Here is a 22,937-nt window from a genome sequence, read left to right as displayed (position 1 = left end):
CCTTCTCTAGCCAGCTGTGATATTGGCCCCGTCTTTAGTTGGGGTAGCTATCACCCCACTAGGCGGGGTTAGGCTTTTTTTGTCATTAATACCACGTTGGCATCATTATAGAGATATGCAGCGTAATGCTCATCGGCTGTTAATACTGTCTCTTTTGTCCTAATGTCCCGATCAGATTCAACCTGAACATTACGCTTCATAACTAACTTCAAAGCTGGTTTAGCTTGGTTAGCACGAATAAAGATGGCTGTGCCTGCTTCTACTTTGCGAGAACGAACAATCTGCACCCCTAACACGTCAAGGTATGTGCCGTTCACTAATTCGTTAGCGCCAACTTCTGAACCAATTTTTTGCTTGTTAGCATCTTTGCGCAAAGCAGCAGCATCTTTAGGATTGAAGATACCGACGACAGTAGCGTCGTCTTCATCGTTGAAGACATCCAGTGCAGCCTGTACACCATCAACAGTTGCAGCAAACGCAACAGATTGAGTAGCACCTTGAGCAGCTGCGAGCAAATCATTATCAACTTTGTTAGCAATTGCTAAACCAAGTTGTTTTGTAGACTCACCCACAGGATCGCCATAGCCAGATAAGATAGCTTCGTCAGTGATTGCTGTACCCTTAGCAGCTTTCTTGATTTCAACTTGCTTTAAAGATGTGCCGATTTTATCTAAAGGAATCTGTTCGCCTTCACCAATGTCGGTAGCGTCGCCCATATACGTAAAGCTAGGGAACTTCAAGATTGAGCCTGGTTGACCTTGCAATGTTGCGTCGATTTGAGCTAACGGTGTAAAGCGTAATGCGTTTTCTAATTCATAAGACACGATTGGTGCCAATACTTCGGGATTTACCAAATCCGCAATGTGTGTAATATTATCTGCCATTATTCATGACCTCCTGTTAATTTATTGAATAGTTCTGGGTTTTCTGCATGTAATTTAACTTTTTCAGTCATATTCATGCGATTAAAATCTTCTTGTGTAACTTGAGCTGGCAATTTCTTACCATTTGCTTTAGGTGTTTCGCCTTTCAGCAATTTAGTGCGTTCATCTTCACGAACTCGTGCAATCAAATCAAGCAACTGATTAGCGTTGTATTGCGTGCCTTCTGCTTCAGCCGTCACGATCAAAGCTAAATCTTCATCAGAGGGTTCGATGCCAGAATCAGCAAACATCTTACGAGCTTGTCCTTGCATCTCATACTTAGCTAACTGGGCTTGTGCCTCCTTGGCCTCATTCTGTGCTTTCTCAAGCTCGTATTGTTGCTTTTGGTCAGCGTTCATTTTGGCTAACTTCTTAGCTTCAGCTTTTTCTGCTTCGGCTTGCTTTTCGGCACGTGCTAAGCGGTCTTTGATCATTGCATTGACTTGTTCTTGAGTGAATGTTTTACCTTGAGATTCAGCTTGTTCTGTTTGCTCGCCTTGTACTTCGGCTTGTTCAGTTTCAACCGTTTCTGCTTGTACTTCTTCAGCCATTTAATAACCTCCGTTTAAAGTGCGGGTGCACTGTTTACTCACGATCTTATTTAACGTCCACGATCGAGGAAAACGGACAATTATTTAACGTATAACTGCGAGATGTAAGGGATCACCTCCAAAAACTGCATAAAAATAGCGGTGGCTGTTAAACCATCGCTTTTATTCATTTTCATAATAAGCTGCAAGACTGCACATACAATTCGGCTCATTCACGGATGGCGGGGGTATGCTGGTACATTATCAATCTTGTACACACCCTCGCCATCTTTACCTCCATGTGCAATATCTTCGCAGAAATCGCAAGCACTAGCTTCTGCTATCCACTTAACGAACTTAATACCGTATTTCTTATAACTTTCTTTTTGTGCTTCACCAATCAATCGAGTTGATTCAGTTCGAGCAATGCGTTCAGTCACATACTTAGCTTGGCCTGCAAACTGGTCACTAACTAAATCACGTAACCGCCGAGCAATCTTATCAGGGTTCTCACCTTTAATGCGATTGTTAGTCAGCAATACATCTAAACGAGCCTTTAATTCGTCCGTATTCTTCCACACACGGTCGCTAAACGTTGCCCCGTCTGTTTGTGCCAGCACGTGCTTAATAATGCGGTCAGCTCCCATGTGCTGAAACGTGCGTCCTAGAATACCAGCTTGTCGCTTGAACTCACCAATGTATTTGCTGAAAAACTCCTTAGTCATCTTGTCGATAACGTTCACGCCTGCCTTGACTAACGAGAGAGCAGAGCGCGATTTCAGATATTCTAAACGGTTAATTCTCATTGTGGCATTGTAGATCGTCATGCGATCATTAACCGCATCAGTGAAGTCTGAGCGTTTAGCATTGCGTCCTAGCTCCTCACGAATCTTATCAGCTTGAGCAACGACTTCCTTAGCTTCTTGCTCATATCGACGAATATCAGCTTGCTTAACATCTTTAGAGCTAAAGCCTAGCTTATCCAAACGAGCGTATTCGGCATCGATTTTTTCTTGAATCTCATCGACTGCTTGCTGGTAATACTTTTTTAGTTCAGGTATGTTGGTCGCTTGCTCCATGTACTTTTGCTCTTGCTTAATACGTTTCTTCCAGTATGCGTCATCTTGCTTCGGCAGTTTGCGAGCCATCGCCGTTCATCTCCTTATCAGTAGCCACACCGTAATCAATACGTGACTGCTTGACCTGTTCAGTTTGTTCATCAGCAATACGTTTAATTTCTTGTTTAGCATCATCCACGAATGATAGGCTTTTAAGCTGTGTTTCTTTCGACACAATCCCGTTGAGTTTTTGAGCAGTATCTGCTTCGTCTTCAAGATTAACAGGCATATTGCGAATAAACTTAAACGTCAAGTCTTGAGCTTTAGCATTGACGACTGTTCCAATATCAAATACACGGCCGAATAATTTTCGCAACGACTGTGTGAATTTGCGTTCCTTTGTGGATGCTAAGTTGAGCATTGGCAACAGCTTATATTGAATTGCCACACCACTAGAGTTCCCGCTAAAAGAATCATCTTTCAAATTAGCTACGTTCGAGACTTGATAAATCAAATCGTTCAAACGGTCTAAGTAATGCTCTTGCATACCGTCACTGTCGGGCTTGTTTAAGAACTCAACTCGTGCCTGCGTTGCATCTGCATCTTCAGCAACAATCATATCGTTACCGTCAATATTGACGATTGGGTCGCCGTTTTCATCGTGTGGAAATTGCAGGCCAAGCAATAATAGATAAGCAGAATCGAAATAAGACACGTTGTTAGCTTTCTCGGACAGCGCTTTGTCGAACGCGTCAATCAATGTCATGACTGGTTCAAATAAGCCATGTCGTTCTTCATTAGCATAAAACTCAATACCGGGTACAGCTTGAATCGGATTGATACGCTCATCTAACAATCTGTATGCTGTATCAATCGTGTATGCTTTTGATTGGGTGTAATAACTGCCAGATAAATTGTTATTGTCATCAAACGAATAACGTACGTATGCAATCGGTAGATGTGCCACTGTATCATCATAAATTACAAACGATTCAGTTGGTTCACTGACCGCCACACACGTTTGACTGTCTTCATTCTGATATAGGAACATATACGACCGTCCCATAATGTCAACAATCTTGCTGGCTTCATTCAATTTATCTTGGAATGAGTTCCAATTTAGCCAATCTTGTAGCTTCATATTGTCTGTATCATTGTTCAAGCTAATCTTAGGCGGTACTCCCATAAAGTAACCGTTGAATGTTTCTGTTAATGTTTTAGCATAATTAGGTACTAGCTTATGATCTGGGCGCTTAGTCTTGCGAAATTCATCTAAAATGTCGTGATGTCCCAAATAATACCGATACAACTTGTTGTAATTCTTTGATAGTTCCATATTGGCGTTGATAAACCCACGCAGATCATCGGGTGTCATATTCCTATTTCTTGGATAGACGAATACATTGCCTTTAATCATTGAACCAGCGCCCTGCACTATAGTTTCCAATCTATAATCACCTTCTCATTATTGAAACCGGTTTGCGGTTGTGTTTCGTGTAATATGCGTACCTAAGAGCGTCCATTGCATGGTCTTCATCTTTAACTGGCACACCTTTTTTCTCGTCCCAAATATACTGATATATCTCATCAAGGAACTCTTGAATGCCTGATTTAACGTAATAAAAATGACCAGTCTTGATCAGCTTAGCCACTGATTCAATCCCAGCCATGATATTCTTGTCTGCGTTTATCGTATGCAGTCCTTCACGGATGAACCGCTGCACGTGTTCGGGACGTGCTGAGTCAGCATAATAACGGATATTCCTGCCGTATCTTTGTTGGATGCCTTTAGCAACCTTGACCCAGTAATCTATCTCTTGGTGCTGTTTAGTGTGCTCTTCGACTAAATACGTATTGCCTTGACGATCATCGCCTAAGACAACGATTGAGCCTTTGTGTTCATAACCCCAGTCGACACCAACATAATACTCTAGCCCTTCGGGTGCAACATCAACAGCAGAATGTTTCTTGTCAAAGTCTTGATAAACCATGCCTTCACCTGACACCCACAGTCCTAGGATGTCGCGATCATAGAACATACCTTTAGGTGTACCAGCTTTCTCATGCTTAACATAATCTTCTGGCAAGAAAGTGTTGTCATCAAGAATAAAGTGATAACTCACGATACCTGCGTCAGGGTCTTTGTTGTCGATATAATTTTTCTTCAACCAATGCTGTGGCTGGTCAGGGTTAGTGTCACAGATGATACGAGCATTAGGTGCTGAGCAACGTTTCTTAATTTCGTCGAAAACCAATTCATTAGCTAACGATGCTTCGTTGATATATGCACCAAACGCTGTCATGCCTCGAATTGCACCTAAACCAGAGATTGAACCAGTAAATGTCTGAACGACCTTTACATTATTAAGCTTGAACGAATTATGTTTGTCGAACTTGAACTCAATACCGTACTTGTTGCTTAACTCTTGTAAGACGTTGTTTTGGATAGACTTGCTAGAATAGCCAGCTAAGATATACATTGGCTCTGATACGCCTAACTTGTTAGCTAAGTCTCTAACTCTGTCAATTTCTAACAAGAATATATCGTTATCAATTACAGTTTTGCCCGAGCGAACTGCACCATAGTTAATCATTAACTTCCAGTCGTTGCGATTCAAAGTCTTAATAACTTCAACTTGTTTCTCTGTATATAGATCGTTAAGACTCATCTTCATTCACACCTTTGCGCAACTCTTTTAAATAGCCGGTCAATAATGTTTCAGTATCTTGCCCCGTGTTCTCAATTGCGTCAGCTTTAGCATCTGCAATTCGTGCTTCAGCATTAAGCTTCTTAACTCTAGCTTTTTCAATCTCGGCATTATCATTTTTGAATTGCCCTTTAATCTTCATCCACAATTCAGCAGCGGCGATTTGTTCTTTTGTATCGGCGGGGCTGATGTATGTCTTGTCGTGGATAACTTTGTCTTTGAGATTGTCAACAGCTTTCGAGTGATTGCTTATCTCTTTTCCTGTCGCAATTCGATAGATATTTGTCAAAACCATATCGACTTCGTCATCTTCCTGTTTTTCGACTTTTGATGTCCGTTTGTCGATGTATTCTTGAATTCCAATATTTTCCAATAGAAATTTAGTAGCATTTCTGGCATAACTGTCAGAGTAGCCTGCTTTTATCGCAGCGTCATAAGCATTGTGACTTTTCAACCATTCACGGCAGAACTTGAGTTGTTGCTTATTTAGCTTTTTCTTTTGCACATTCAGCCCCACCACCTTTCAGTATTCGTATATTACAAGATAGTTTTAATAATCAGCCATGCGAATACTTTCCCACCCCAGAATAACAGAGCGAGCAAAGCAATTAATGCTATTGTTGCCAGCAGGCCGTTGAGACAGCCTATGCAAAAGTTTCGTGTTTCTGGCTCCATGGTTACACGTCCAATCTAATCTCACTCTGTGCTTCTTGTATCCGTTTCTCAGCAATATGAAAATATTCTTCGTCCAGTTCCATACCAATAAAGTCACGCTTAGTATTGACACATGCCACACCTGTTGAACCACTACCCATTGTGTTGTCTAAGACTAGCTCGCCTTCGTGGGTATAGGTCTTGATTAAGTTGGTCAACAGCTTAACTGGTTTCTGCGTCGGATGATTAACTTTCTCGTGCGAATTATTAACTACGCTTGGGCACTTTATATAGTCCATTGGGTTCTTATAGTCTTTGTCCCAATTTAAAGAACTAACATTTTTTGTTTGTTTTGGGCTAAACGAAACCTGAGAGGTGTTGTTGTTTGTCATAGTCCAATTGTTTTTTTGTGCTTCTGCAACACGTCGTGATTTTCTTGGTTCCATTTGACGATTGTAGGTCGGCTGTCCACTTCCGAAGATAATAATATCTTCAGTATATTTAAGATGCCTTCTTTTCGCGTTTGCCCAGTTGCTTGCTCTATGCTTTATCCATGTTATTTTTTCTCGAAATTCTTTGATATTTGAGCAAATCATAGTCGATGTAAAAGGCTCTGTCGCAAATAACACGATTGCACCTTTATCTTTGATAATTCTATGGTATTGCTCCCACAATTTATCGAATGGCAACACATTATCCCATCGGCACTTGGTAGTCCCATAAGGTAAATCACACAGCACCATGTCCACACTCTTATCCGGTATCTCTTTCATCAGTTCTAGGCAATCGCCTTGTTTTAAATCAATCATGTTATCGTCCTTTCTAACTGCAATAAAAAAGACAACCAGCAATGGCTGCCTATATATATTTTCAGTTACTGTTATTCTGTTGTGCATTGCTTTCTCCTTGCAATAAAAAAGACAGCCATTAAGCTGTCTGAAGAATATGTAAGCCTGTGACCCTGGCTAAGGGACTGACATCACGGCCAGCACGTTATTTATAAAGGAGAAAAATATGTGCTATACAAACTGCTTAATTAAACATTTTTGTATATTACAAATATACAACACTTTTAAGGGCGTTTTGTCTCGTTTTTGTCTCGTTTTGTTAATTCTTTTTGAACTTCATCTATAAAGGCGTTTTTTCTTGCGTAAACTCTTGCACGAGATAAACCAACTTTATCAGCAATTGCCTGCGCGTTATATCTTTTTACTTCCGCAAAATAAAACTCGTAGATAATATCGTAGGTAGCTTTATCTAGCAACGATCTAACTTGCTTGTCCACACATTGCCTTAGAACGCTCTCTACTACGTTTTTATTTCGCTCTAGCTCAATTAGCTTAGGGTCAGATAAAACTCGGCTAACCTCATTCTCGAGCGATTCATCACGTACATTCTGCGCGCGTCCGCCACCGATATTTTCATCTGGGTATTTATCAAATGGATATCTGAGTTCTAGCTCACGTCTGCGTCTATCACGTTCATAATCTGGATATCTCTTAATTGCTTGAATTGCTTCATCTCTTGTTGCCAATAGATCACTCCCTAGAATAATTTAAACAATTGGTTTAGTTTACTGTCTCGTTTTGCTGCCCGATTGAATTTGTACAATCTTGGCCCAATTCTGCGGTAGATGTAGTGCTTGCGTTTAAATGACATTATTTCGCCCTCCCCACATAAATCTCAACGTAATGTCTCCCTGCCACGTGTTGTCTGCGTGTACGAGTTACCAAGTTATCCTTGTATTGTTGGATTCGCTCATCTTGCAGTAACTCACTCACAGTGTCACAGAATCGCATATCAGTGAATTGGACGTGACATTCTGTGGTTGGTTTCATTCCAGTTAATTGTTGCTTAAGTGTTTTCTTCATAATTTACACCTCGTATTTATAAATTAAATTTGCATTCTGGTTCTTAAATCGTTTGTGTGCAGTTGGATAAGTTAGCCAACGTGCCGTGCTGATTGACACATGCATAAATTCAGCCATTTCTTGGATCGTATCGGCAACTGTGATAAACCTGTCGCCACGATATAAAGCATAAAAGTTATTCATCAGTCAGCCTCCGTCCACACATGGGGCAATAATTGACATTTTTTAGGACAGCTTCACCGTCACCCCATGCAATGATTTTTCTGTCTGGTAGGTTTAATTCTAATTCCGTATAATCGCCCTCAATGTTATATTCCTGAGAGCAATACTCACATTCGGTTATTTGCTTACCTTCCCCATGTATTTCCTGCTCAGTAATATAATAGTTTGGCCAACTCTTACCAACTTGAGACAAACCAACTAATTCTGCACTTTTTCGGGTCTTATAAACTCCGTACACGATGCTTCCGCCTTCTGAAACCATTTCTAATACATAAACTTTCATTCGCTTACCTCGACTTTCTCGAATAAATCATTGTCCAAACCGTAGTGTTTAAGTTCTTCTGCGGTGAACTGCTGGTGATGATAACAGTTATATTGGCTGTCTTGATAATCAAGTGTTTCATCATCATTTTTCCAATAGAACATATTTTTGAGCTTAGGCACTCGCACATTCCATTTCTTTTCTGGCAGGACTTCGATTAAATCTGGGTCCGCCCATGCACGGGCAAACTCTAATTCGAACTTAGGGATAGACATTATTGCGTGCTCATAGATTCGTTTGTATAGATGTGGATAGTCTTCGCGTTCAATAATATCCAAAGCGTTATATAGCGTTTCGTCATTATCAATCGAATCAAACTCAGCTTTCTCTGCTGGTGTAAGTTTAATTTTGGGATAAAGCAGGGACTTGGGAACCATTAAATCAGCAGGTAAGAAACGCTCATGAATATACATTTTTCCATCAACGTCATGGTTAATTAAGCTAACGTCATTCATCTGTCCATAATCAACTTTTATCTTCTCTAAATCTTCACTGTGGATCGTTACGTAATCTTCCATTTTCTCGTCCTCCATCATTTGAGATACTTCGATAATTTTATTTATATTGCTTGATTTAATTGATATTTTTGGCACTAATTGATGGGCGTCTTTAAAATCCATAAAAATTGAATCTGTCAAGAATGTAGTAGATGAGAACGGGTATTCTAATTCTAGATGTTCCATCAGCCAGTTCCACTGCTCTTGCGTTCTCACTCGGTAATATTTGCTCAAAACTTAACACCCTTTCTTTTCTCATACTCAAACATCGTCATCACTTCGCCTGCTGTAACATCTTCATGCCGTTCCAGCTCTTTCATCGTGTCATAATCACGGTAACCACCTGTTGGCAGGACGAACACAAATTGATGTCGTAGATCTTGAATCTCGTTGTAATGCGTCCACAGTCCGTGCTTCAAGATGGCTTCTTTAATCTGTTTGCGGTCAACGTGCAATTTCTCCGTCATCATCTGCATGGTTAGTCCCTGACCGACTAGCTTCTTCATGCGGCCAAGATGTAGTTCTTTCTTGGCTACATTATTCGGTGTCAGCCCGAGCTTCTGGTAATGCTTGTTGACGGTTGTACCAGTGACACCAATCGCTTCTGCGATTGCGTTTCTGGTTAGTCCCTGTTTGTGGAGTTTAATAATTTTTTCGTCAATATCTTTGCGATTGCCATGTGGTGGGCGCGGGACGTTCGATTCCATTATTCGAATATGCTTTGAAACAGTCGACACTGCATAATCTAATTGGTCAGCAATCTGCACTCTAGTCAGCCCTTGCTGGTTTAGCCTGTTGATCGCTTCGTCATCGATTTTCTTTCTGTTGCCACGACGTTTCATCGGCTTATTAGAGTTAGGTACAATACCAGCAATTTTTCTTTGCTCGACCACAAACGGGTCGTCATCTGGTGCGTCAGGATGCTGCTCGAAGTAATTTGCAAGTAACATCGTTGCTTTAAGTGATTCTTTCATACGATTTCGCTCCTTAACTCTTCAATTTTCACAATCGCTTTAAAAATAGGCAGAACTTGTTGAGGTACAACTGCATTGCCTAATGCTTTAAGTCTGTCCACCCCAGTGGAAAGCCCATCATCATTTCGTTGAATTCTGCTGTCTCCATGGGCGATTTTTTCTGCGCCTGCAAGTAATAAGTTGTGCGGATCGTTCCCATGTGTCTGCCAGGTTTGTCTTCCAAAGCTCTCTGCAAACTCCCTAACACATCGGTTTTCTTGACTTTTGTCCAAGCCCCCCCCATCGCTGGCGGTTGGCGTGGGCCACAATAAACGTTCTTTTTCGTTGGTGAAATGCCCCGACGGCACAAGCTGGTAATACCAATGCACGTGTTTCGTAGCCTGCACTTTCCAAGTTAAATAACGTGCGGTCGAGTTCCATATTGGCGAAGTTAGCAACATTCTCTCCAACAACCCAAGTTGGCTCGAGCTCTTGAATAATTCGAAACATCTCTGGCCAGAGGTCGCGGTCATCTTCCGTGCCTTGTCGCTTCCCGGCAATACTGAAAGGCTGGCAAGGGAATCCGCCGGAAATAATGTCAATTGTTGAAGCATCTATACCTACTCCTTTTAAGCTTTCTGAATTTATTTTCTTAACGTCTTTTAAACTGGAACTTTTGGAAAATTTTTGTTTAATATCTTGCGTGGAAACTCTGCATATTCGCACAGGCCAGCAACTTCAATGCCTGCCATTTGTTCGGCCAAAGCAATACCACCAATTCCTGCAAACAGTTCAAGTGCTTTTAACTTTGCTATCTTAATCACTCCTTTGTTTAAATTTATCCGGATAAGCCCCGCTCAGGAGTTGCACCTAAGTTAAACTGTTCGGGGCAATGCAGTGACTAGAATTAATTAAATATATATAATTGAGGTCTTCACATCCTTTGATTTATTTTCTAGTCACTGTGTGGCTGAGTGAGTGCGTAATATTAGTAGGGGGTGCGTTCACACTCCTTGAGTTTTTTCTCACTCGGCCAATGATTATGCGGGTTTTGACACCCACATAAACTGTTAATCGACCGGGATAAGCTTAACTTCGTCCCAATTGATTGCTTTCAATGCTGGATTAATTTTTAGATCTTCGATTTCAGTCTTAGTAAACGTGACCCGATAACCGAAGACTTCAACTCTTGTTTCGACAGCATAATCTTCTGCTTTTTCTGAAAAATTCAAATACCCTGAGGGACAATCAAAGACCTGCACGTAATACTTCTTCTCGATAATATCTGCTAGTTCTCTTAGCTTACTTGCGTATTCGCTTAATTCCATTGTTTTAAGCTCCTTTATTGTCTTCTGGTGTAATTACACCAATCTAGTATTTAAATCGCTTAGGTGCCCGTTTAAGCACGATTAAGGGCTATTCGTCTTCTTCCTTAACAAACACCCCGTTATGCATGTGACCTTTACGTTTCGCAATCACGTTATAAGCTTCAGCTAGTGATGCTTCATAGTCCACACCCATTAGCTCGGCTGCAATGATCAATGTGACCTGCACATCACCAAACGAATCGACCAGTTTGTCTTGCCAGCCTTTATCGTATGCTTCGGCAATCTCGCCGACTTCTTCGACGACTTTCATAAACTGTGCCCGTGGGTCGGTGATGCCTTTGTTTTTGCCCCACTGTTGAACTGCTTTAGTTAAATCTGTTTTATTTTCCTGCATTATTAACATCCTCCACTAACTTAATTGCGTCTTCAGCGCTCCGACAGACACCGTACAATACCGGATATTGACTGATAAATTCTTGAAACTTAACTTGGTCAGGTCGAAGTCGGCCTTTTTCATTCTTAACTTCCACAAGCAGCATCCGCCCGTCTGATTTACGAAAGCCAGTGATGTCTGGCCAACCTCGGGGTGCTAATTTGATGATTCTTCCTTGCATTGTTCTGGCTTGCCCAGCATTTGTGCGGATCACTGTGCATCCACACTTACTGAGCGCGACTAAAATTTCATTTTGAATTTGCGCTTCTGATTTCATAGTTTCCTTTCCTGACACTAACACTGTCATGCTGTTATGCTTACTCTCCCAGCGGTTATAGCCATCGCTGACACTAAATGACTGTAATTTCCCCTCGAGGCTCTTATATGGTTTTATATAGTTCCTAAAAGTATATCTATTTAATAGAAATTAGTGTCATACTGTCATCTATATAGGTTTAAGACTGTTATATCAACGTTTTTGAACCTGACACTAATTCCAAATTAGTGTCAGCCAACTGTCAGAATGGTTCTTACTGTCATTTATAAAGGGTTATATCCGTTCTTAATTTCGATTTTTCCTTTTAATTTCAGACCAACATAGCCACGTTCGCTTTCTGTCCGATATTTTTCATACCGATCAGACAATTCTCTGGACAGTCCACGGATAGTCAGTGGAGTACCATATATGTCTTTCCATTCTTTGAATCTGTCTGAAATTTCAGAAAATGGTGTTCTGCATCCAGGAACTTTATCAAAGCAATCGTTAATAAATGTTGCCACATCGTCCATGTCTTCTCGGTACTCATCAACTTCATTGGTGATAATCTTTGGCAATTGGATGCCATCACGTTGATATTTCAGCGCTCCTTCAATGATCCAGTTCATAATACCGGCTTTTTCAGTCATCAATTTATCTTTGAGGTGTGGGTCTTTCTTCGTGATCTTGGCCGTCATCGGGATAAATACTAGTCGCCGCCAAATACCGTTATCGGTTCCTGAAATAATTGGTTTGTAGTTAGAACTCATCCACAATGTGCCTGTTGGCGTAAAACTGATTGGCTTTTCATATAGCCGTTTAGCAGTGATCATCTCGCCACCAGTTAGCCGTTTGAGCATTGATTCTGACAACTTAGCTCCACGTTCGATTTCTGATGTTGCAATCATACGGGCACCTTTTGTGTCGGCAATCTGGTTGTCGGTGTTGCTGCTTGAATTTGTTGTCTTGCTATAAGTTATCGTCTCGGGTTGAATGCTGACCGCATAGTCTCCCAGAATTTGTCGTAACACTTCGACTAATACCGATTTACCATTCGCGCCATTTTCGTTTCCTTTGCCTAGCAAAAAGACTGTTAGTTGCTCAGCCACAGTCCCAGTAATTGTGTACCCAATCAGTTTCTGAACTAGCTCGATCAATTCGGGATGACTTGGAAAAATATCTAGCATAAATTTGTCAAAAATTGGTGTTTCAATTTCAGAAATTTCTGCATTGGTCGACTTGGTAACTAGGTCTTCGGTTGTTGCTGGTTTAATGCTCCCACTTGATAAATCAACAATTCCTGAAGGTGTATTGATAATGTTTGTCTTGCGGTCAAATTCTGAATCATCGACTCCTCGCTGATTTGCAATCATGCTTAGCACCGCCTGCTGCCCATTGTGGGAGAGACATCGTTTTTCGAAATCATGAAATGCTTTAGTTGCTGCACCTTCATCTTTTGCGCCAACATCATCGGGTGAAAGCCGTTGTTCATTCCCAATCTTGTCAATTACTGGATCCAACATTCGAGGAACAACTCCACTCGTGTCATAGACCCAACGATTGCCGTTAAAGTACAAAAACTGCTTGGTTTGTTGAGAAAATAAAACATCTTTTGGATGATCGCGTAAGAACCTATTTCTAAAACCGGTGTCAGTATAATTAAATGCAGTCGTCAGAGTAATTGGTTTAGCATCATCTGGCACATTAAAACCTTTGACGAATATCTGGTATTGATCAGAGTGAGATTTATACGTGTCTGAAGTTGAGTTGATTGCTTCGTTCATTGTGATTTCGCCGTAAGTCAATCTTCCACGGCGTTCGTCCCATTTCGGGCGATAGAGTCCAGATTCTCGCATAATTTCGTCCATCATACTGCGGTCTTTAGCTGTCCAGAATGCCAAATCATTCATAAAGGCTTGGTCGGCTTCTGACTGTGATTCATATAACCCCTGCCAGTCGCCTTTGTATAAAGTTGTGAACCGCTTGCCTGTTTTGCTTTGTGCTGCTTTTAGAATTACATCGTTTTTGCTTAAATTATTTGATGGCACTGGCTTATTTTCTTGAGGAATTAAGGGTTTATCTTCTCCGATGTAGCGCTTATACAAATAATCAAAGTCTTCTGGTTTAATCCGATTGATGTTTGAATAATCACTTACACTCCCGAAAGCTTGTCCGGTTAATGCGAAGAAACGTCCTTTGTCGTAGAATTCAAACTGCCCTTTCCGATGCTTTTGTCCTTTGAAGTTCCCCTTAGTGATAATGTGGATGCCTTCACCCGACATTGATGTTTCAGTATAACTTTTGGTACGTTTGATAAAGTCATTAGTAACAGTGTTAGGGTCGCCTTGGATAGTAGCAGTGATGTCATCTTTAATGTGATCAATGTCAATTCCGATGTAGGGCGGTTTGAAGAAAAATGCTAAACCAGCAACTTCAAAATTATTTGGTGTTAGATAAGCAGTTAGTGCTTCGCCAAAGCTTGACCATGTCCTTTCATTAGTTGACGATGCTGCTCTTCCATCCACAGTTAGTGGCAACTTAGTATATTTATTTTTTTCAGGTAACCATTTTCTGGAATATAGTCCCCACTGTTTTAGATCACGCAGCTCTTGCGGTATTTTTGCATAATCGAACAATTAAAAAGATGCCTCCTTTATTTTATTAACCGGCATCTCACCGGTCCGGCGTATCAAGTTCACTGACTATTTAAAATTTAGAACGGCAAATCTGAGCCACTGATGTCAATTGTTTGCCCTTGTCCCATTAATGGATCACTAGCCTGCTGTGGATTGTCTTTCCACTGATGCTGAATGTTTGGGAATTCTGTTTGATTCCAACGCTTAACGTTTAAATTGTCGTATGTTTGACCGTTGAATTCTGACTTTTCATTCTTGACCCGAACTTTAACTGCTTTGCCATGGAATTCCTTTAGAAGGTCATCAAATGAGTTGTATGATTTCCCTTCTGGCAAGCCAACAGCTTGAGCAATACGCATGATCATATTGATGTTATACTTACCAGTTGCTTTTGCTTTCCAAACCCGGTGAAAAATGTGTGAGTTCTTGTACTGCTGCTCAATGTCGTTACGGATAATCATGTCGAAGTTGATAAATTCTGAGCCGGATGGTGAAGCATCTTCGTTCACAGTAAAAATCACTGCTTCGTAATCTCCATCCTTGATTTGTCCATCATTTACATCACTGTAGTCTAATTGAAATGCCATAATTAAATACCTCTTTCTTTATTTTGTTATATTTTTTTGTTTTGCTTGGTACCAAACCCAACCTGGTTTATAACCGCGCTCTTTTCGAATTTTTTCGAGATCGTCCCAAGTTTTGGCTTCTTTTAGTTTCTGCCAGTAGTCACCCTTGTTTGCAGACTTGAAATTTAAGACTATTCCAGGTGTGATTTCTTTTAGCTCAGCATCTTCATGAATTGGCCCGTTTGATTCACGTCCATTGCTGAGTAACTCACCACACAATGGACAGAGCATCCCGACTTTGTGTGTTCGTATGATGCAGCCTTTACCGCAATCAGAACGTTCGGATACGCCTAAGCAATTCTCACATTGCACAATGTCCATTGCTTCGGTATTTTTCTTGGGTTTGCTTTCCAACGACCACTCACGATCAGCGTCTGGCAAGTTGTGTGTTTTCCAGTTCGCAACCATATCAATGATTTTGGCCGTTTTGTTCGGCTTATAACGCATTGCCCGCATTGTGGTTTGAATAAACAAACTCAACGATTCAGTTGGTCGTAGCATTATGACAGTCTCACAATCAGGAACATCAATTCCCTCGCCGTAAAGTTCGGCATTCACTAGAATCGTCACTTTTCCAGTCCTAAAATCGTCCATCGCTTTCTGTCTGACATCTTTTGGTGTCTCACCATCAACTTGCTTAGCGGAATATCCTGCAGCTAGAAACTTATCGGCAACCTTTTTGCTAGATGCAACATTGTAGGTGTAGACAATAGTTTTTGTGTGATCAGCAAACTTCTGATAATGCTTTACCACATCACCATAGATAATTGATTTGGCAGCATTGCCCATGCTCTGAACTGTATAATCACCTGTGGATGAACGTTTTAATTCTGTTGTGTCAATCATGTTGACAGAATAGTATTTGTATGGTGCAAGAAAGTTGTTTTGCACTAACCATTTAATTTTTGGGCCAAGGACTAAATCGTTATAAACAACATCTAATTGCTTCTTACCTAATCTTTGCGGTGTTGCAGTAAAGCCAATTACATTTGCATTAGGAAACTTATCGAATATTCTTTGATAAGTCTTAGCGATTGAATGATGACACTCGTCTACCAAAATCATTTTTGGTATTGGTATTTTCTGCAATCGTCTTGTTATGGTTTGTACCATGCCAACTTGGCATAAACTCATATCAACGCCCCATTTGGTAAATGTCTGTTTGATTTGCTCAACTAATTCTCTACGATGAACAACAAACAGCACACGATTGCCTTTGTCAGTAGCAGACTTGGCAATTTCTGCCATTGTGACGCTCTTGCCACTACCTACGCAGGGGACTGCACAACAACATTATGGTTTCCAGCTAATAACGATTTGCGTAAATCACTAATCAGCTTTTTTTGATAATCTCTCAAAGGCAATCCCTAATCACCATCCTCAAAGTTAAACAATTCTTCAATCTTGCATCCCTTACGATCGTCTAACCGGTTTTTAGCAAAAGTTCCATCATCGCCTTCAAGAATCACGCCACGTTCGCCACTGTCTGGTTTTGCAATCATTCGACCCACAATGTCGGTCAAGCCCATAAATAAATCGCGTACATTGTCACGGACAGCTGGTGCGTACTGGTTGAATTGCTGACCGTTTGCAGTTGTAATTGGTCGTTGACTTTCCCACGCTGTTACTAAGATGTTGACGGGCAAACGGTAGATTGCTGAGATAAGTCGTGCAAAATAGTTTGTATATCCTGAGTAATCTTGCAGCTCATTGCGAATACCGCTCTTAGAATTTCGAGCTTGCTCAACAAACCAGTCTTTTTCAAAAGATGAAATGTTATCAACAATTAGATTCTGGTAACCCCCAATAAAGCTAGGAACTTCTTTAATAAAATCATTGATCTCTTGCCCTGGTTGTTGCCGATTGAACTCAATCACATCAATGTCTGTACCGCCTAACACTTTGGCTGAGTTATCTAATGCTAGAATTAGCGTCTTGCCTTTAAGGTACTTCGCAGAGCTTGTCTTTCCGACACCTGGCTTGCCGTACAAGCAGACACGCCATTGCTCGGTTCGGCTTGTGTCCTTTAACGATTTGATTTCCATTATTTAATCACCACCCCTCGGTTCGGTTTCAATTCAGCACCTGGAACGTTGCCAGCTTTTAAGTCGCTGTACAGTTGTTTCTTGTCAATCTTAGTGACAGTCTCTGTGTGGACGTAATCAGCCGGTATTTTGCTCTCATCCACGATTCGCACGCTTGCACGGTAGTTTCTCGGCCGTAACAAATGGTTTTCAGTCTGCACTGACTTAACCCCTCGGTCGTCAATTGCCGCCGCCAGGTACTCGTTTAATGATTTGTTTCGGTTGTCTAATTGCTTGGCCAACTCCGAGAACTCCTGTGCTTTTTTCTTGGCCCACTCAATTTGGCTCTTGTTTGATTCGATCCATGATGCAATGTTATCGAGTTTCAAGTTAAACTCATCGTTGATTGAATCGAGCGTGTCCTTAATGACTTCTGGGTCAGCGTCTGAGTAAGCTAACTGTTTGTAAGCATCGTTTAAATCGTATAGGTTCATGCTTATTCCCCTTTCTTGCGCATGTACTCCGTCACACAGTCAATTGCTAACTGAATGCCTTTGATGGTGTCTGTCGGTCCTTCATAGTTGATGCGTTCGTTCTTGCAATCGACTAGCTTCAATAAGATACGTTGTGCTTCGTCAATCATCTTCTGCCACATCCTCTCGTTCGTCCCAGTCGTATGTGGGCGGGTCCATTTGCAGGTTTCTATCTGCCTGTTCCATACTGCGGTCCCAATTTATATTTGGCATGTTGTTCCCTCTGCTTTCTTAGGTTCGTGATCGTTGCTTGCAGGTCATTGCGCTCGAAGATGCTTAACTTCGCATCATTGTCGGCCAACAAGCGTGTCAGAAACGAAATCTTCTGCTCTGTTGACATGTTCGCAATCACATGCAACGTTTCTCGGTATTTGTCCATAAGCTCTCCAATCTGTGGTATAATAACCACATTGAATATTTTGCTTAGTCACTCTGGCAGGAGTGGCTATTTTTATATTTTTCTAAAATCGGCTTGAAATATTTCTCTTCTGCTTCTTTACGAGCATTGATCGCATCTTGCTTGTTTTTGAAACGTTTATGAAGAATATTTTTTCCTTTCAGATTTAAAGTAGCTATCCATAATTGTTCACCTTTTGAAAAACAAACACCTCTGATTCCACTTAAACTATTTGATTGCGGTTTATCGACCAAATTTGTTAAATCCGTGTTTTCTTTTAAATCATTTTTTTGTCTTTTGCTTCTAGCGAATTTTTCAAAATCAAGTTTGTGTTTTTCTTTTGCAAAACAGCCACAGCTTTTCACACTTCCAGATTTCAAAGCATCGGCTCTTGAAATAGTCTGATTTCCACAAGTGCACTGACATTTCCAAAAAGTTCTTCCATTTTTTCTTTGATAAAATTGAACAACTGTCAACCTGCCAAACCGCTGTCCCGTCAGATCGATTACTCTACTCATTTTTCTCGCCTTCTTCTAGTGCTGCGCCCCGAACTATCTTGTTGATTTCTGGCACAACTTTCCACAAACTAATTACTGCGATTATTAACAGAATCACTACTAGAATCGTCATTCCTATTTGTTGAATCAGTACCCAGTTCATCTTTCCACCTCTTTCCCTCAAGGCTCCACTCGATGTCGTCCAAGATAAGGCACAACACCGTTAGCAGTCCGACAATTGCAATACTTAACGTTTCCCCCACCCCTTTGGTGCTTCCTTAAATAAATCGTTCGGCGTGCACTTAAAGAGGGTACATAATTTTGATAATGTCCCAATCCTGAACGACATATCTGGAGTCACTTTATTATTTAGTAAATTAGATATAGTACCTCTGCTAAGTCCTGTTTTTTTAGCGACATCGCTAACATTTAAATTAAAAACTGCCATTTGAACTTTTAAGCCACGTTGGAAGTTTTCTTTCGTATACTTCATTTTCCCCACCACCTTTCAATTAAGGCCCTCAAGGCTTTCCAAGCGATGAAAAGGACAACTGACAACATCACAGTCCCTATTGGTGTCATGGCAATTTCGCCTCCCAGTCGATGCGGTCCCGATTGTCTTCCATCCACTCACAGGCTGGCTTGGCGAAGATAATAAACTGACTGCCACGCCCCCGGCTAAACTTCAACCACCCACCGTGACGATAATCAATTTCTTCTCGAAACTCAGCAAACACAAACAGCTTGACCCAATCGGGTGACTTGCTCCCACAGCAATTCTTGCGGAACTCGTCTAACGTCCATGTTTTGCCAGTGGTTAATTCTTCAAAGTAACGTTCTGCTTGTTGCTGAACCATCGCTTGGATTTCTTGCTTGGGAAAAGTGATTGAGAGAGTCTGTTGCATCATAATCACCATTCCTTTCTATTGCCGTTCTAGTTCACGTAACGTGTACTTCCTAGGCAAAAAAATATCCTCAATCTTAACGTTGTAATGATCAGCAATTTTAAACATCTCATCCATTTTGAATTGAGTCTTCCCTTGTTCTTTGTTGCGATATGCCGCAGTACTGATGTTAAGCATTTTCGCCAAATCATCTTGTAGTTCTCCGTGCTCTTTTCTAATGCCTGTTAGAATATATTGCATTTTGTTTCTCATCTCCTTCCTGAACTCTATGTTATTATAGTACACGATACGTGAACATAAATCAAGCGTTAAAGTAAAAAAAGTTCACTTTTCGTGATTTTTGTTATTGACTACTATAGTAGTGCAATGTATTATATTAAGTGTACACAGGAGGTGAACGTTATGGATTTAGCAAAATATGCTGGAACCAAAATCAAATATTTTCGTGAACAAAGAAATTGGACCCAGACTGATCTTGCTAAACAATTAGGCATCGGCAAAAGTGCAATTGCTAATTACGAAGCAGGAACACGACAGCCAAAACAGGATGTCTTATTTTCATTATCAAAAGTTTTCCATGTTAGCATAAACGAGTTTTTTCCTTATCCTGACAATGTTAAACCAATAACTACCGGTATTCGCCGTATTCCCGTCCTTGGAGCCATCGCTTGCGGCGATCCAATCACTGCCGATGAAAATATTGAAGGTTATCGTGAAACTATTGCTGATCTGTTACCAAGCGGAACAGTTTTCTATCTTAAAGCAAAAGGTCAGTCAATGGAGCCGACAATACCGAATGGTTCGTATGTATTGATACGAGAGCAACCAACTGTGGAAGATGGCGAGATCGCTGCGGTACTTGTCGACAATGACAATGAGGCCACATTGAAACGGATCAAGCACCAGGGCGACATTGTCATGCTGATGCCAGACAATCACGAATACGATCCAATAATTTTATCAGATGATTACACTGGCAGAATAATAGGAAAGGCAATGCGATTCGTTGCCGACCTATAAAAAACGCCCTAGCCAGAATTTAGGGACCGGCTAGAGCATGAGAATATGTGTTCAACTCAAATATACCATGAAGTTGGACACATTACATATTTAATTAAAATAATACATAGTCCGTACCTCGTGGACGTTAAAAACCGAGGAAATATTATATTTGGAGGAATTACAAATGGCAAAGAAAAAAGTAACTGGCGAAGACGGAAAAAAATATTATGTAAAGGTTAAAAAACCTTTTTATAAAAGAATTTGGTTTTGGGTTCTAGTTGTACTTGTTGTATTTATATTTGCTGGATCAATGGGTAGTAATGAAAGCGACACATTAAGCGATTCATCTTCTAGCGAAAAGACTGAAGAAAAAACATCAAGTGATTCTAGCAAAACAAGTGAGAAAAAAGATGATGTACCGGCTGAATATAGAGCAGCTCAACGAAAGGGACAAACTTACGCCGACACCATGAATATGTCAAAAGCAGGTATTTATGATCAGCTAACTTCTGATGCAGGTGAAGGCTTCCCAGAAAAGGCTGCACAATATGCAGTAGATAATATTAAGGTCGACTATAACAAAAATGCATTAGAGAAAGCCAAAGATTATCGTGAAGAACAAGACATGTCCAATGATTCAATACACGAACAATTAACTTCAGAGGCCGGCGAACAATTTACATCTCAGGAAGCCGATTATGCAATTCAACATATAGATGATTAATAAAAAAACACATCCCCCACTCGCCAAAGTTTAGGATGTGCTCGCTTAATTGCTCAGGGACAAGTATGCCCTTTTATTATTATAACACAGAAAGGAATGATTAAAATGGCAAGTTATCGAAAAACTTCCACTGGTTGGGGGGTTCGCGTATCGTGGCGCGATGCTGACGGTGAACTAAAACAGAAATATAAAGCAGGCTTTAAGACTAAGAATGAAGCCCGCTTGTATGCAATCAGTTTCGAAAATGATGTGGCTAATAATAATGTGGATGTGCGTGAAGTACCTTTCGCAGATTATTTCGACGAATGGTTTCAGCTTTACAAAGAAAACAAGGTTTCTCAGGTCACTGCTAATCGCTATCGAATAATCTCACGTGAGCTCCATCACGCTTTCGAGAAAATAAACATTAAAAAAGTCGATCGCCGAAAATACCAGAAATTTATCAATAGTTATGGCGCTGATCATGCGCCAGAAACTGTCAAGAAACTAAACTCCATTGTGCGAGCGTGCGTTAAGTCGGCTGTCTATGATGATCTAATCAAGAAAGACTTCACCCAGAATGTCTCTCTCACGTGGGATAAGAGTCGTGAAATAACAGTGGACTATCTTAACATCTCCGAAATTCAAACGTTAATCAGCCATACTCAATCAAAACTAAACCCACACTTCACTAGCCGATACATGATATTAACAGCAATTTATACTGGCGCACGTTTAGGCGAGATTCAAGCATTAACTTGGAAAGATATTAACTTTAATTGGCGAACGATCTCTATCAACAAATCATGGGATGCACTTAACAACAAATTTAAGCCAACTAAAACCGAAGGCTCGACTCGCATTATTCGCATCAATGATGATTTGCTGGATATTCTTGAACAACTGCATCACGCTGATTCTGGAATGGTGTTTGTTAATCAGTATGGCACTATCCCTACTTCTAACGCAGTCAATAAGACACTTAGAAGCCTTCTTCAAGATTGCGACATCAATCGACAAGGCTTCCACTTCCACAGTCTCAGACACTCGCACGTGGCTTATCTGCTTTCTCAGGGTGCTGACTTATACGCAATTAGTAAACGTCTTGGCCATACCGACATGACGACCACATCAAAACGTTATGCTTATTTGATTGACGAGTACAAAGCAAAGTCCGACGATTTAATTGAATTACTACTTGATAATCTGACAAATAAAAAAGGTACCCACTCTGCAGATGTTGCAAAGTAGGTACCTTGTTGCACTTTTGTTGCACTTAGCAATCAAGAATGCTGTTATATCAATGCTTTAAGTCACTTTATGATGCCGGCTGCAGGAGTCGAACCTGTGACCCTCGGTTTACGATACCGATGCTCTACCAACTGAGCTAAGCCGGCAAAACTATTTCTATCTAACTGACCCGTACGGGATTTGAACCCATGTTACCGCCGTGAAAGGGCGGTGTCTTAACCACTTGACCAACGGGTCATAACTAACAGTACTAACACTGTAAAACTCCGGCAGGCGGACTCGAACCGTCGACACCCTGATTAACAGTCAGATGCTCTACCAACTGAGCTATGCCGGAATAATAAACAAAGCGCGGCAACGACCTACCCTCACAGGGGGCGATCCCCCAACTACTATCGGCGTGACAAAGCTTAACTTCTGTGTTCGGCATGGGAACAGGTGTAGCCTTTGTGCAATAATCGCCGCACTTTTGTTTATTTTTGAGAGATCCATTCCCTCAAAACTGAATAACATTCATCTCTTGTAATTCTTTGGACCGAGTCACTCGCGCGACTCTTTGGTTAAGTCCTCGACCGATTAGTAATGGTCCGCTCCATGCCTCACAGCAC

General features: G+C 40.9%; 32 protein-coding genes, 3 tRNA genes, 1 rRNA gene and 1 pseudogene. 3 read left to right on the top strand and 34 right to left on the bottom strand.

Annotated features, from left to right (window positions below):
- Positions 1-68: 68 nt before the first annotated feature.
- The 30 genes and pseudogenes from LPAF129_RS02085 to LPAF129_RS01945 all read right to left on the bottom strand — a co-directional run bounded on the left by LPAF129_RS02085 (position 69) and on the right by LPAF129_RS01945 (position 19,613).
- Positions 69-884 carry a N4-gp56 family major capsid protein gene (locus tag LPAF129_RS02085; protein ID WP_244054504.1) on the bottom strand — a complete coding sequence of 272 codons (816 nt, stop codon included), beginning with the start codon at positions 882-884 and terminating at the stop codon, positions 69-71.
- Positions 884-1,474 (bottom strand): capsid assembly scaffolding protein Gp46 family protein, encoded by a 591-nt coding sequence (locus tag LPAF129_RS02080; RefSeq protein WP_244054503.1) that lies wholly within the window; start codon positions 1,472-1,474, stop codon positions 884-886. The genes LPAF129_RS02085 and LPAF129_RS02080 overlap by 1 nt, the downstream gene beginning before the upstream one ends.
- A gap of 212 nt (positions 1,475-1,686) precedes the next feature.
- On the bottom strand, positions 1,687-2,601 hold the full coding sequence (locus tag LPAF129_RS02075) for a structural protein (protein WP_244054502.1): 915 nt from the start codon (positions 2,599-2,601) through the stop codon (positions 1,687-1,689).
- Complete coding sequence (locus LPAF129_RS02070) at positions 2,573-3,928, bottom strand: phage portal protein (RefSeq protein WP_373875027.1); 1,356 nt, start codon at positions 3,926-3,928, stop codon at positions 2,573-2,575. Before LPAF129_RS02070 ends, LPAF129_RS02075 begins: the two co-directional genes overlap by 29 nt.
- A gap of 37 nt (positions 3,929-3,965) precedes the next feature.
- Positions 3,966-5,180, bottom strand: a complete 1,215-nt coding sequence (locus tag LPAF129_RS02065; RefSeq protein WP_244054500.1) for a PBSX family phage terminase large subunit — start codon at positions 5,178-5,180, stop codon at positions 3,966-3,968.
- A complete protein-coding gene (locus LPAF129_RS02060) occupies positions 5,170-5,724 on the bottom strand; it encodes a terminase small subunit (RefSeq protein ID WP_244054499.1) in 555 nt (184 codons plus the stop codon). The genes LPAF129_RS02065 and LPAF129_RS02060 overlap by 11 nt, the downstream gene beginning before the upstream one ends.
- 172 nt (positions 5,725-5,896) lie before the next feature.
- The gene (locus LPAF129_RS02055) at positions 5,897-6,769 is read right to left on the bottom strand and encodes a DNA-methyltransferase (protein ID WP_244054498.1); all 873 of its coding nucleotides are present in this window, start codon (positions 6,767-6,769) and stop codon (positions 5,897-5,899) included.
- A gap of 176 nt (positions 6,770-6,945) precedes the next feature.
- Positions 6,946-7,407, bottom strand: a complete 462-nt coding sequence (locus LPAF129_RS02050) for a DUF722 domain-containing protein (RefSeq protein ID WP_244054497.1) — start codon at positions 7,405-7,407, stop codon at positions 6,946-6,948.
- 124 nt (positions 7,408-7,531) lie between these two features.
- Positions 7,532-7,744: a hypothetical protein gene (locus LPAF129_RS02045; protein WP_244054496.1), complete on the bottom strand. Its 213-nt coding sequence runs from the start codon at positions 7,742-7,744 to the stop codon at positions 7,532-7,534.
- A gap of 3 nt (positions 7,745-7,747) precedes the next feature.
- Positions 7,748-7,927, bottom strand: a complete 180-nt coding sequence (locus LPAF129_RS02040; RefSeq protein WP_244054495.1) for a hypothetical protein — start codon at positions 7,925-7,927, stop codon at positions 7,748-7,750.
- Positions 7,920-8,249 carry a hypothetical protein gene (locus LPAF129_RS02035; protein ID WP_244054494.1) on the bottom strand — a complete coding sequence of 110 codons (330 nt, stop codon included), beginning with the start codon at positions 8,247-8,249 and terminating at the stop codon, positions 7,920-7,922. The genes LPAF129_RS02040 and LPAF129_RS02035 overlap by 8 nt, the downstream gene beginning before the upstream one ends.
- The gene (locus tag LPAF129_RS02030) at positions 8,246-9,019 is read right to left on the bottom strand and encodes a hypothetical protein (RefSeq protein WP_244054493.1); all 774 of its coding nucleotides are present in this window, start codon (positions 9,017-9,019) and stop codon (positions 8,246-8,248) included. Before LPAF129_RS02030 ends, LPAF129_RS02035 begins: the two co-directional genes overlap by 4 nt.
- Complete coding sequence (locus tag LPAF129_RS02025; protein ID WP_244054492.1) at positions 9,016-9,759, bottom strand: helix-turn-helix domain-containing protein; 744 nt, start codon at positions 9,757-9,759, stop codon at positions 9,016-9,018. Before LPAF129_RS02025 ends, LPAF129_RS02030 begins: the two co-directional genes overlap by 4 nt.
- Positions 9,756-10,031 carry a hypothetical protein gene (locus LPAF129_RS11265; RefSeq protein ID WP_373875024.1) on the bottom strand — a complete coding sequence of 92 codons (276 nt, stop codon included), beginning with the start codon at positions 10,029-10,031 and terminating at the stop codon, positions 9,756-9,758. Before LPAF129_RS11265 ends, LPAF129_RS02025 begins: the two co-directional genes overlap by 4 nt.
- Positions 10,000-10,490 (bottom strand): annotated as a pseudogene (locus LPAF129_RS02020) (DNA cytosine methyltransferase). The gene LPAF129_RS11265 and the pseudogene LPAF129_RS02020 overlap by 32 nt, the downstream one beginning before the upstream one ends.
- Positions 10,491-10,808: 318 nt before the next feature.
- Positions 10,809-11,066, bottom strand: coding sequence for a hypothetical protein (locus LPAF129_RS02015; RefSeq protein WP_244054491.1), 258 nt, complete (start codon positions 11,064-11,066; stop codon positions 10,809-10,811).
- An 88-nt stretch (positions 11,067-11,154) separates the two neighbouring features.
- Positions 11,155-11,460: a MazG-like family protein gene (locus LPAF129_RS02010; protein ID WP_244054490.1), complete on the bottom strand. Its 306-nt coding sequence runs from the start codon at positions 11,458-11,460 to the stop codon at positions 11,155-11,157.
- Positions 11,447-11,776, bottom strand: coding sequence for a VRR-NUC domain-containing protein (locus tag LPAF129_RS02005; protein WP_244054489.1), 330 nt, complete (start codon positions 11,774-11,776; stop codon positions 11,447-11,449). Before LPAF129_RS02005 ends, LPAF129_RS02010 begins: the two co-directional genes overlap by 14 nt.
- A gap of 263 nt (positions 11,777-12,039) precedes the next feature.
- Positions 12,040-14,391, bottom strand: coding sequence for a phage/plasmid primase, P4 family (locus LPAF129_RS02000; RefSeq protein WP_244054488.1), 2,352 nt, complete (start codon positions 14,389-14,391; stop codon positions 12,040-12,042).
- 77 nt (positions 14,392-14,468) lie between these two features.
- Positions 14,469-14,978, bottom strand: a complete 510-nt coding sequence (locus LPAF129_RS01995) for a DUF669 domain-containing protein (RefSeq protein WP_244054487.1) — start codon at positions 14,976-14,978, stop codon at positions 14,469-14,471.
- 18 nt (positions 14,979-14,996) lie between these two features.
- Positions 14,997-16,265: a DEAD/DEAH box helicase gene (locus LPAF129_RS01990; protein ID WP_244054486.1), complete on the bottom strand. Its 1,269-nt coding sequence runs from the start codon at positions 16,263-16,265 to the stop codon at positions 14,997-14,999.
- A 119-nt stretch (positions 16,266-16,384) separates the two neighbouring features.
- Positions 16,385-17,062, bottom strand: a complete 678-nt coding sequence (locus tag LPAF129_RS01985; protein WP_244054485.1) for an AAA family ATPase — start codon at positions 17,060-17,062, stop codon at positions 16,385-16,387.
- Complete coding sequence (locus tag LPAF129_RS01980; RefSeq protein ID WP_244054484.1) at positions 17,062-17,535, bottom strand: siphovirus Gp157 family protein; 474 nt, start codon at positions 17,533-17,535, stop codon at positions 17,062-17,064. Before LPAF129_RS01980 ends, LPAF129_RS01985 begins: the two co-directional genes overlap by 1 nt.
- 2 nt (positions 17,536-17,537) lie before the next feature.
- Positions 17,538-17,696, bottom strand: coding sequence for a hypothetical protein (locus tag LPAF129_RS01975; RefSeq protein WP_244054483.1), 159 nt, complete (start codon positions 17,694-17,696; stop codon positions 17,538-17,540).
- Between the two features lie 47 nt (positions 17,697-17,743).
- On the bottom strand, positions 17,744-17,953 hold the full coding sequence (locus LPAF129_RS01970; protein ID WP_244054482.1) for a hypothetical protein: 210 nt from the start codon (positions 17,951-17,953) through the stop codon (positions 17,744-17,746).
- A 44-nt stretch (positions 17,954-17,997) separates the two neighbouring features.
- Positions 17,998-18,489 (bottom strand): alcohol dehydrogenase, encoded by a 492-nt coding sequence (locus tag LPAF129_RS01965; protein ID WP_244054481.1) that lies wholly within the window; start codon positions 18,487-18,489, stop codon positions 17,998-18,000.
- Positions 18,482-18,631 carry a hypothetical protein gene (locus LPAF129_RS01960; protein ID WP_244054480.1) on the bottom strand — a complete coding sequence of 50 codons (150 nt, stop codon included), beginning with the start codon at positions 18,629-18,631 and terminating at the stop codon, positions 18,482-18,484. The genes LPAF129_RS01965 and LPAF129_RS01960 overlap by 8 nt, the downstream gene beginning before the upstream one ends.
- Before the next feature lie 84 nt (positions 18,632-18,715).
- Entirely contained in the window at positions 18,716-18,961 is a 246-nt protein-coding gene (locus tag LPAF129_RS01955; RefSeq protein ID WP_244054479.1) for a helix-turn-helix domain-containing protein, read from the bottom strand.
- A gap of 85 nt (positions 18,962-19,046) precedes the next feature.
- Positions 19,047-19,376 (bottom strand): DUF771 domain-containing protein, encoded by a 330-nt coding sequence (locus LPAF129_RS01950; protein WP_244054478.1) that lies wholly within the window; start codon positions 19,374-19,376, stop codon positions 19,047-19,049.
- Positions 19,377-19,391: 15 nt separating this feature from the next.
- A complete protein-coding gene (locus LPAF129_RS01945; protein WP_244054477.1) occupies positions 19,392-19,613 on the bottom strand; it encodes a helix-turn-helix transcriptional regulator in 222 nt (73 codons plus the stop codon).
- A gap of 162 nt (positions 19,614-19,775) precedes the next feature.
- On the opposite strand from LPAF129_RS01945, the gene LPAF129_RS01940 reads away from it, so the two are divergent.
- The 3 genes from LPAF129_RS01940 to LPAF129_RS01930 all read left to right on the top strand — a co-directional run bounded on the left by LPAF129_RS01940 (position 19,776) and on the right by LPAF129_RS01930 (position 22,329).
- Positions 19,776-20,393, top strand: coding sequence for a LexA family protein (locus tag LPAF129_RS01940; protein WP_244054476.1), 618 nt, complete (start codon positions 19,776-19,778; stop codon positions 20,391-20,393).
- A gap of 166 nt (positions 20,394-20,559) precedes the next feature.
- Positions 20,560-21,099 carry an Ltp family lipoprotein gene (locus tag LPAF129_RS01935; RefSeq protein ID WP_244054475.1) on the top strand — a complete coding sequence of 180 codons (540 nt, stop codon included), beginning with the start codon at positions 20,560-20,562 and terminating at the stop codon, positions 21,097-21,099.
- 105 nt (positions 21,100-21,204) lie between these two features.
- Complete coding sequence (locus LPAF129_RS01930) at positions 21,205-22,329, top strand: site-specific integrase (protein ID WP_244054474.1); 1,125 nt, start codon at positions 21,205-21,207, stop codon at positions 22,327-22,329.
- A gap of 73 nt (positions 22,330-22,402) precedes the next feature.
- On the opposite strand, the gene LPAF129_RS01925 is transcribed toward LPAF129_RS01930, so the two are convergent.
- From LPAF129_RS01925 to rrf, 4 genes are all read right to left on the bottom strand, one after another.
- A tRNA-Thr gene (locus tag LPAF129_RS01925) sits at positions 22,403-22,475 on the bottom strand.
- A 19-nt stretch (positions 22,476-22,494) separates the two neighbouring features.
- Positions 22,495-22,566: transfer RNA gene (locus LPAF129_RS01920), tRNA-Glu, on the bottom strand.
- Between the two features lie 27 nt (positions 22,567-22,593).
- Positions 22,594-22,666, bottom strand: a tRNA-Asn gene (locus LPAF129_RS01915).
- 12 nt (positions 22,667-22,678) lie between these two features.
- Positions 22,679-22,795: ribosomal RNA gene (rrf, locus tag LPAF129_RS01910) — 5S ribosomal RNA — on the bottom strand.
- Positions 22,796-22,937: the final 142 nt, after the last annotated feature.

Origin of the sequence: Ligilactobacillus pabuli, from assembly GCF_022836475.1 — a bacterium.
GTDB classification, from domain to species: domain Bacteria; phylum Bacillota; class Bacilli; order Lactobacillales; family Lactobacillaceae; genus Ligilactobacillus; species Ligilactobacillus pabuli.
This window is presented reverse-complemented; position numbering and strand designations above follow the sequence as displayed.

What these genes read in the sequence shown, in the direction of transcription:
- LPAF129_RS02085 (WP_244054504.1), bottom strand. Translation starts at nt 884, where the DNA reads ATGGCAGATAATATTACACACATTGCGGATTTGGTAAATCCCGAAGTA.
- LPAF129_RS02080 (WP_244054503.1), bottom strand. Translation starts at nt 1,474, where the DNA reads ATGGCTGAAGAAGTACAAGCAGAAACGGTTGAAACTGAACAAGCCGAA.
- LPAF129_RS02075 (WP_244054502.1), bottom strand. Translation starts at nt 2,601, where the DNA reads ATGGCTCGCAAACTGCCGAAGCAAGATGACGCATACTGGAAGAAACGT.
- LPAF129_RS02070 (WP_373875027.1), bottom strand. Translation starts at nt 3,928, where the DNA reads ATGATTAAAGGCAATGTATTCGTCTATCCAAGAAATAGGAATATGACA.
- LPAF129_RS02065 (WP_244054500.1), bottom strand. Translation starts at nt 5,180, where the DNA reads ATGAGTCTTAACGATCTATATACAGAGAAACAAGTTGAAGTTATTAAG.
- LPAF129_RS02055 (WP_244054498.1), bottom strand. Translation starts at nt 6,769, where the DNA reads ATGCACAACAGAATAACAGTAACTGAAAATATATATAGGCAGCCATTG.
- LPAF129_RS02045 (WP_244054496.1), bottom strand. Translation starts at nt 7,744, where the DNA reads ATGAAGAAAACACTTAAGCAACAATTAACTGGAATGAAACCAACCACA.
- LPAF129_RS02040 (WP_244054495.1), bottom strand. Translation starts at nt 7,927, where the DNA reads ATGAATAACTTTTATGCTTTATATCGTGGCGACAGGTTTATCACAGTT.
- LPAF129_RS02035 (WP_244054494.1), bottom strand. Translation starts at nt 8,249, where the DNA reads ATGAAAGTTTATGTATTAGAAATGGTTTCAGAAGGCGGAAGCATCGTG.
- LPAF129_RS02025 (WP_244054492.1), bottom strand. Translation starts at nt 9,759, where the DNA reads ATGAAAGAATCACTTAAAGCAACGATGTTACTTGCAAATTACTTCGAG.
- LPAF129_RS02015 (WP_244054491.1), bottom strand. Translation starts at nt 11,066, where the DNA reads ATGGAATTAAGCGAATACGCAAGTAAGCTAAGAGAACTAGCAGATATT.
- LPAF129_RS02010 (WP_244054490.1), bottom strand. Translation starts at nt 11,460, where the DNA reads ATGCAGGAAAATAAAACAGATTTAACTAAAGCAGTTCAACAGTGGGGC.
- LPAF129_RS02005 (WP_244054489.1), bottom strand. Translation starts at nt 11,776, where the DNA reads ATGAAATCAGAAGCGCAAATTCAAAATGAAATTTTAGTCGCGCTCAGT.
- LPAF129_RS01995 (WP_244054487.1), bottom strand. Translation starts at nt 14,978, where the DNA reads ATGGCATTTCAATTAGACTACAGTGATGTAAATGATGGACAAATCAAG.
- LPAF129_RS01990 (WP_244054486.1), bottom strand. Translation starts at nt 16,265, where the DNA reads ATGGCAGAAATTGCCAAGTCTGCTACTGACAAAGGCAATCGTGTGCTG.
- LPAF129_RS01985 (WP_244054485.1), bottom strand. Translation starts at nt 17,062, where the DNA reads ATGGAAATCAAATCGTTAAAGGACACAAGCCGAACCGAGCAATGGCGT.
- LPAF129_RS01980 (WP_244054484.1), bottom strand. Translation starts at nt 17,535, where the DNA reads ATGAACCTATACGATTTAAACGATGCTTACAAACAGTTAGCTTACTCA.
- LPAF129_RS01975 (WP_244054483.1), bottom strand. Translation starts at nt 17,696, where the DNA reads ATGTGGCAGAAGATGATTGACGAAGCACAACGTATCTTATTGAAGCTA.
- LPAF129_RS01970 (WP_244054482.1), bottom strand. Translation starts at nt 17,953, where the DNA reads ATGGACAAATACCGAGAAACGTTGCATGTGATTGCGAACATGTCAACA.
- LPAF129_RS01965 (WP_244054481.1), bottom strand. Translation starts at nt 18,489, where the DNA reads ATGAGTAGAGTAATCGATCTGACGGGACAGCGGTTTGGCAGGTTGACA.
- LPAF129_RS01960 (WP_244054480.1), bottom strand. Translation starts at nt 18,631, where the DNA reads ATGAACTGGGTACTGATTCAACAAATAGGAATGACGATTCTAGTAGTG.
- LPAF129_RS01955 (WP_244054479.1), bottom strand. Translation starts at nt 18,961, where the DNA reads ATGAAGTATACGAAAGAAAACTTCCAACGTGGCTTAAAAGTTCAAATG.
- LPAF129_RS01950 (WP_244054478.1), bottom strand. Translation starts at nt 19,376, where the DNA reads ATGATGCAACAGACTCTCTCAATCACTTTTCCCAAGCAAGAAATCCAA.
- LPAF129_RS01945 (WP_244054477.1), bottom strand. Translation starts at nt 19,613, where the DNA reads ATGCAATATATTCTAACAGGCATTAGAAAAGAGCACGGAGAACTACAA.
- LPAF129_RS01940 (WP_244054476.1), top strand. Translation starts at nt 19,776, where the DNA reads ATGGATTTAGCAAAATATGCTGGAACCAAAATCAAATATTTTCGTGAA.
- LPAF129_RS01935 (WP_244054475.1), top strand. Translation starts at nt 20,560, where the DNA reads ATGGCAAAGAAAAAAGTAACTGGCGAAGACGGAAAAAAATATTATGTA.
- LPAF129_RS01930 (WP_244054474.1), top strand. Translation starts at nt 21,205, where the DNA reads ATGGCAAGTTATCGAAAAACTTCCACTGGTTGGGGGGTTCGCGTATCG.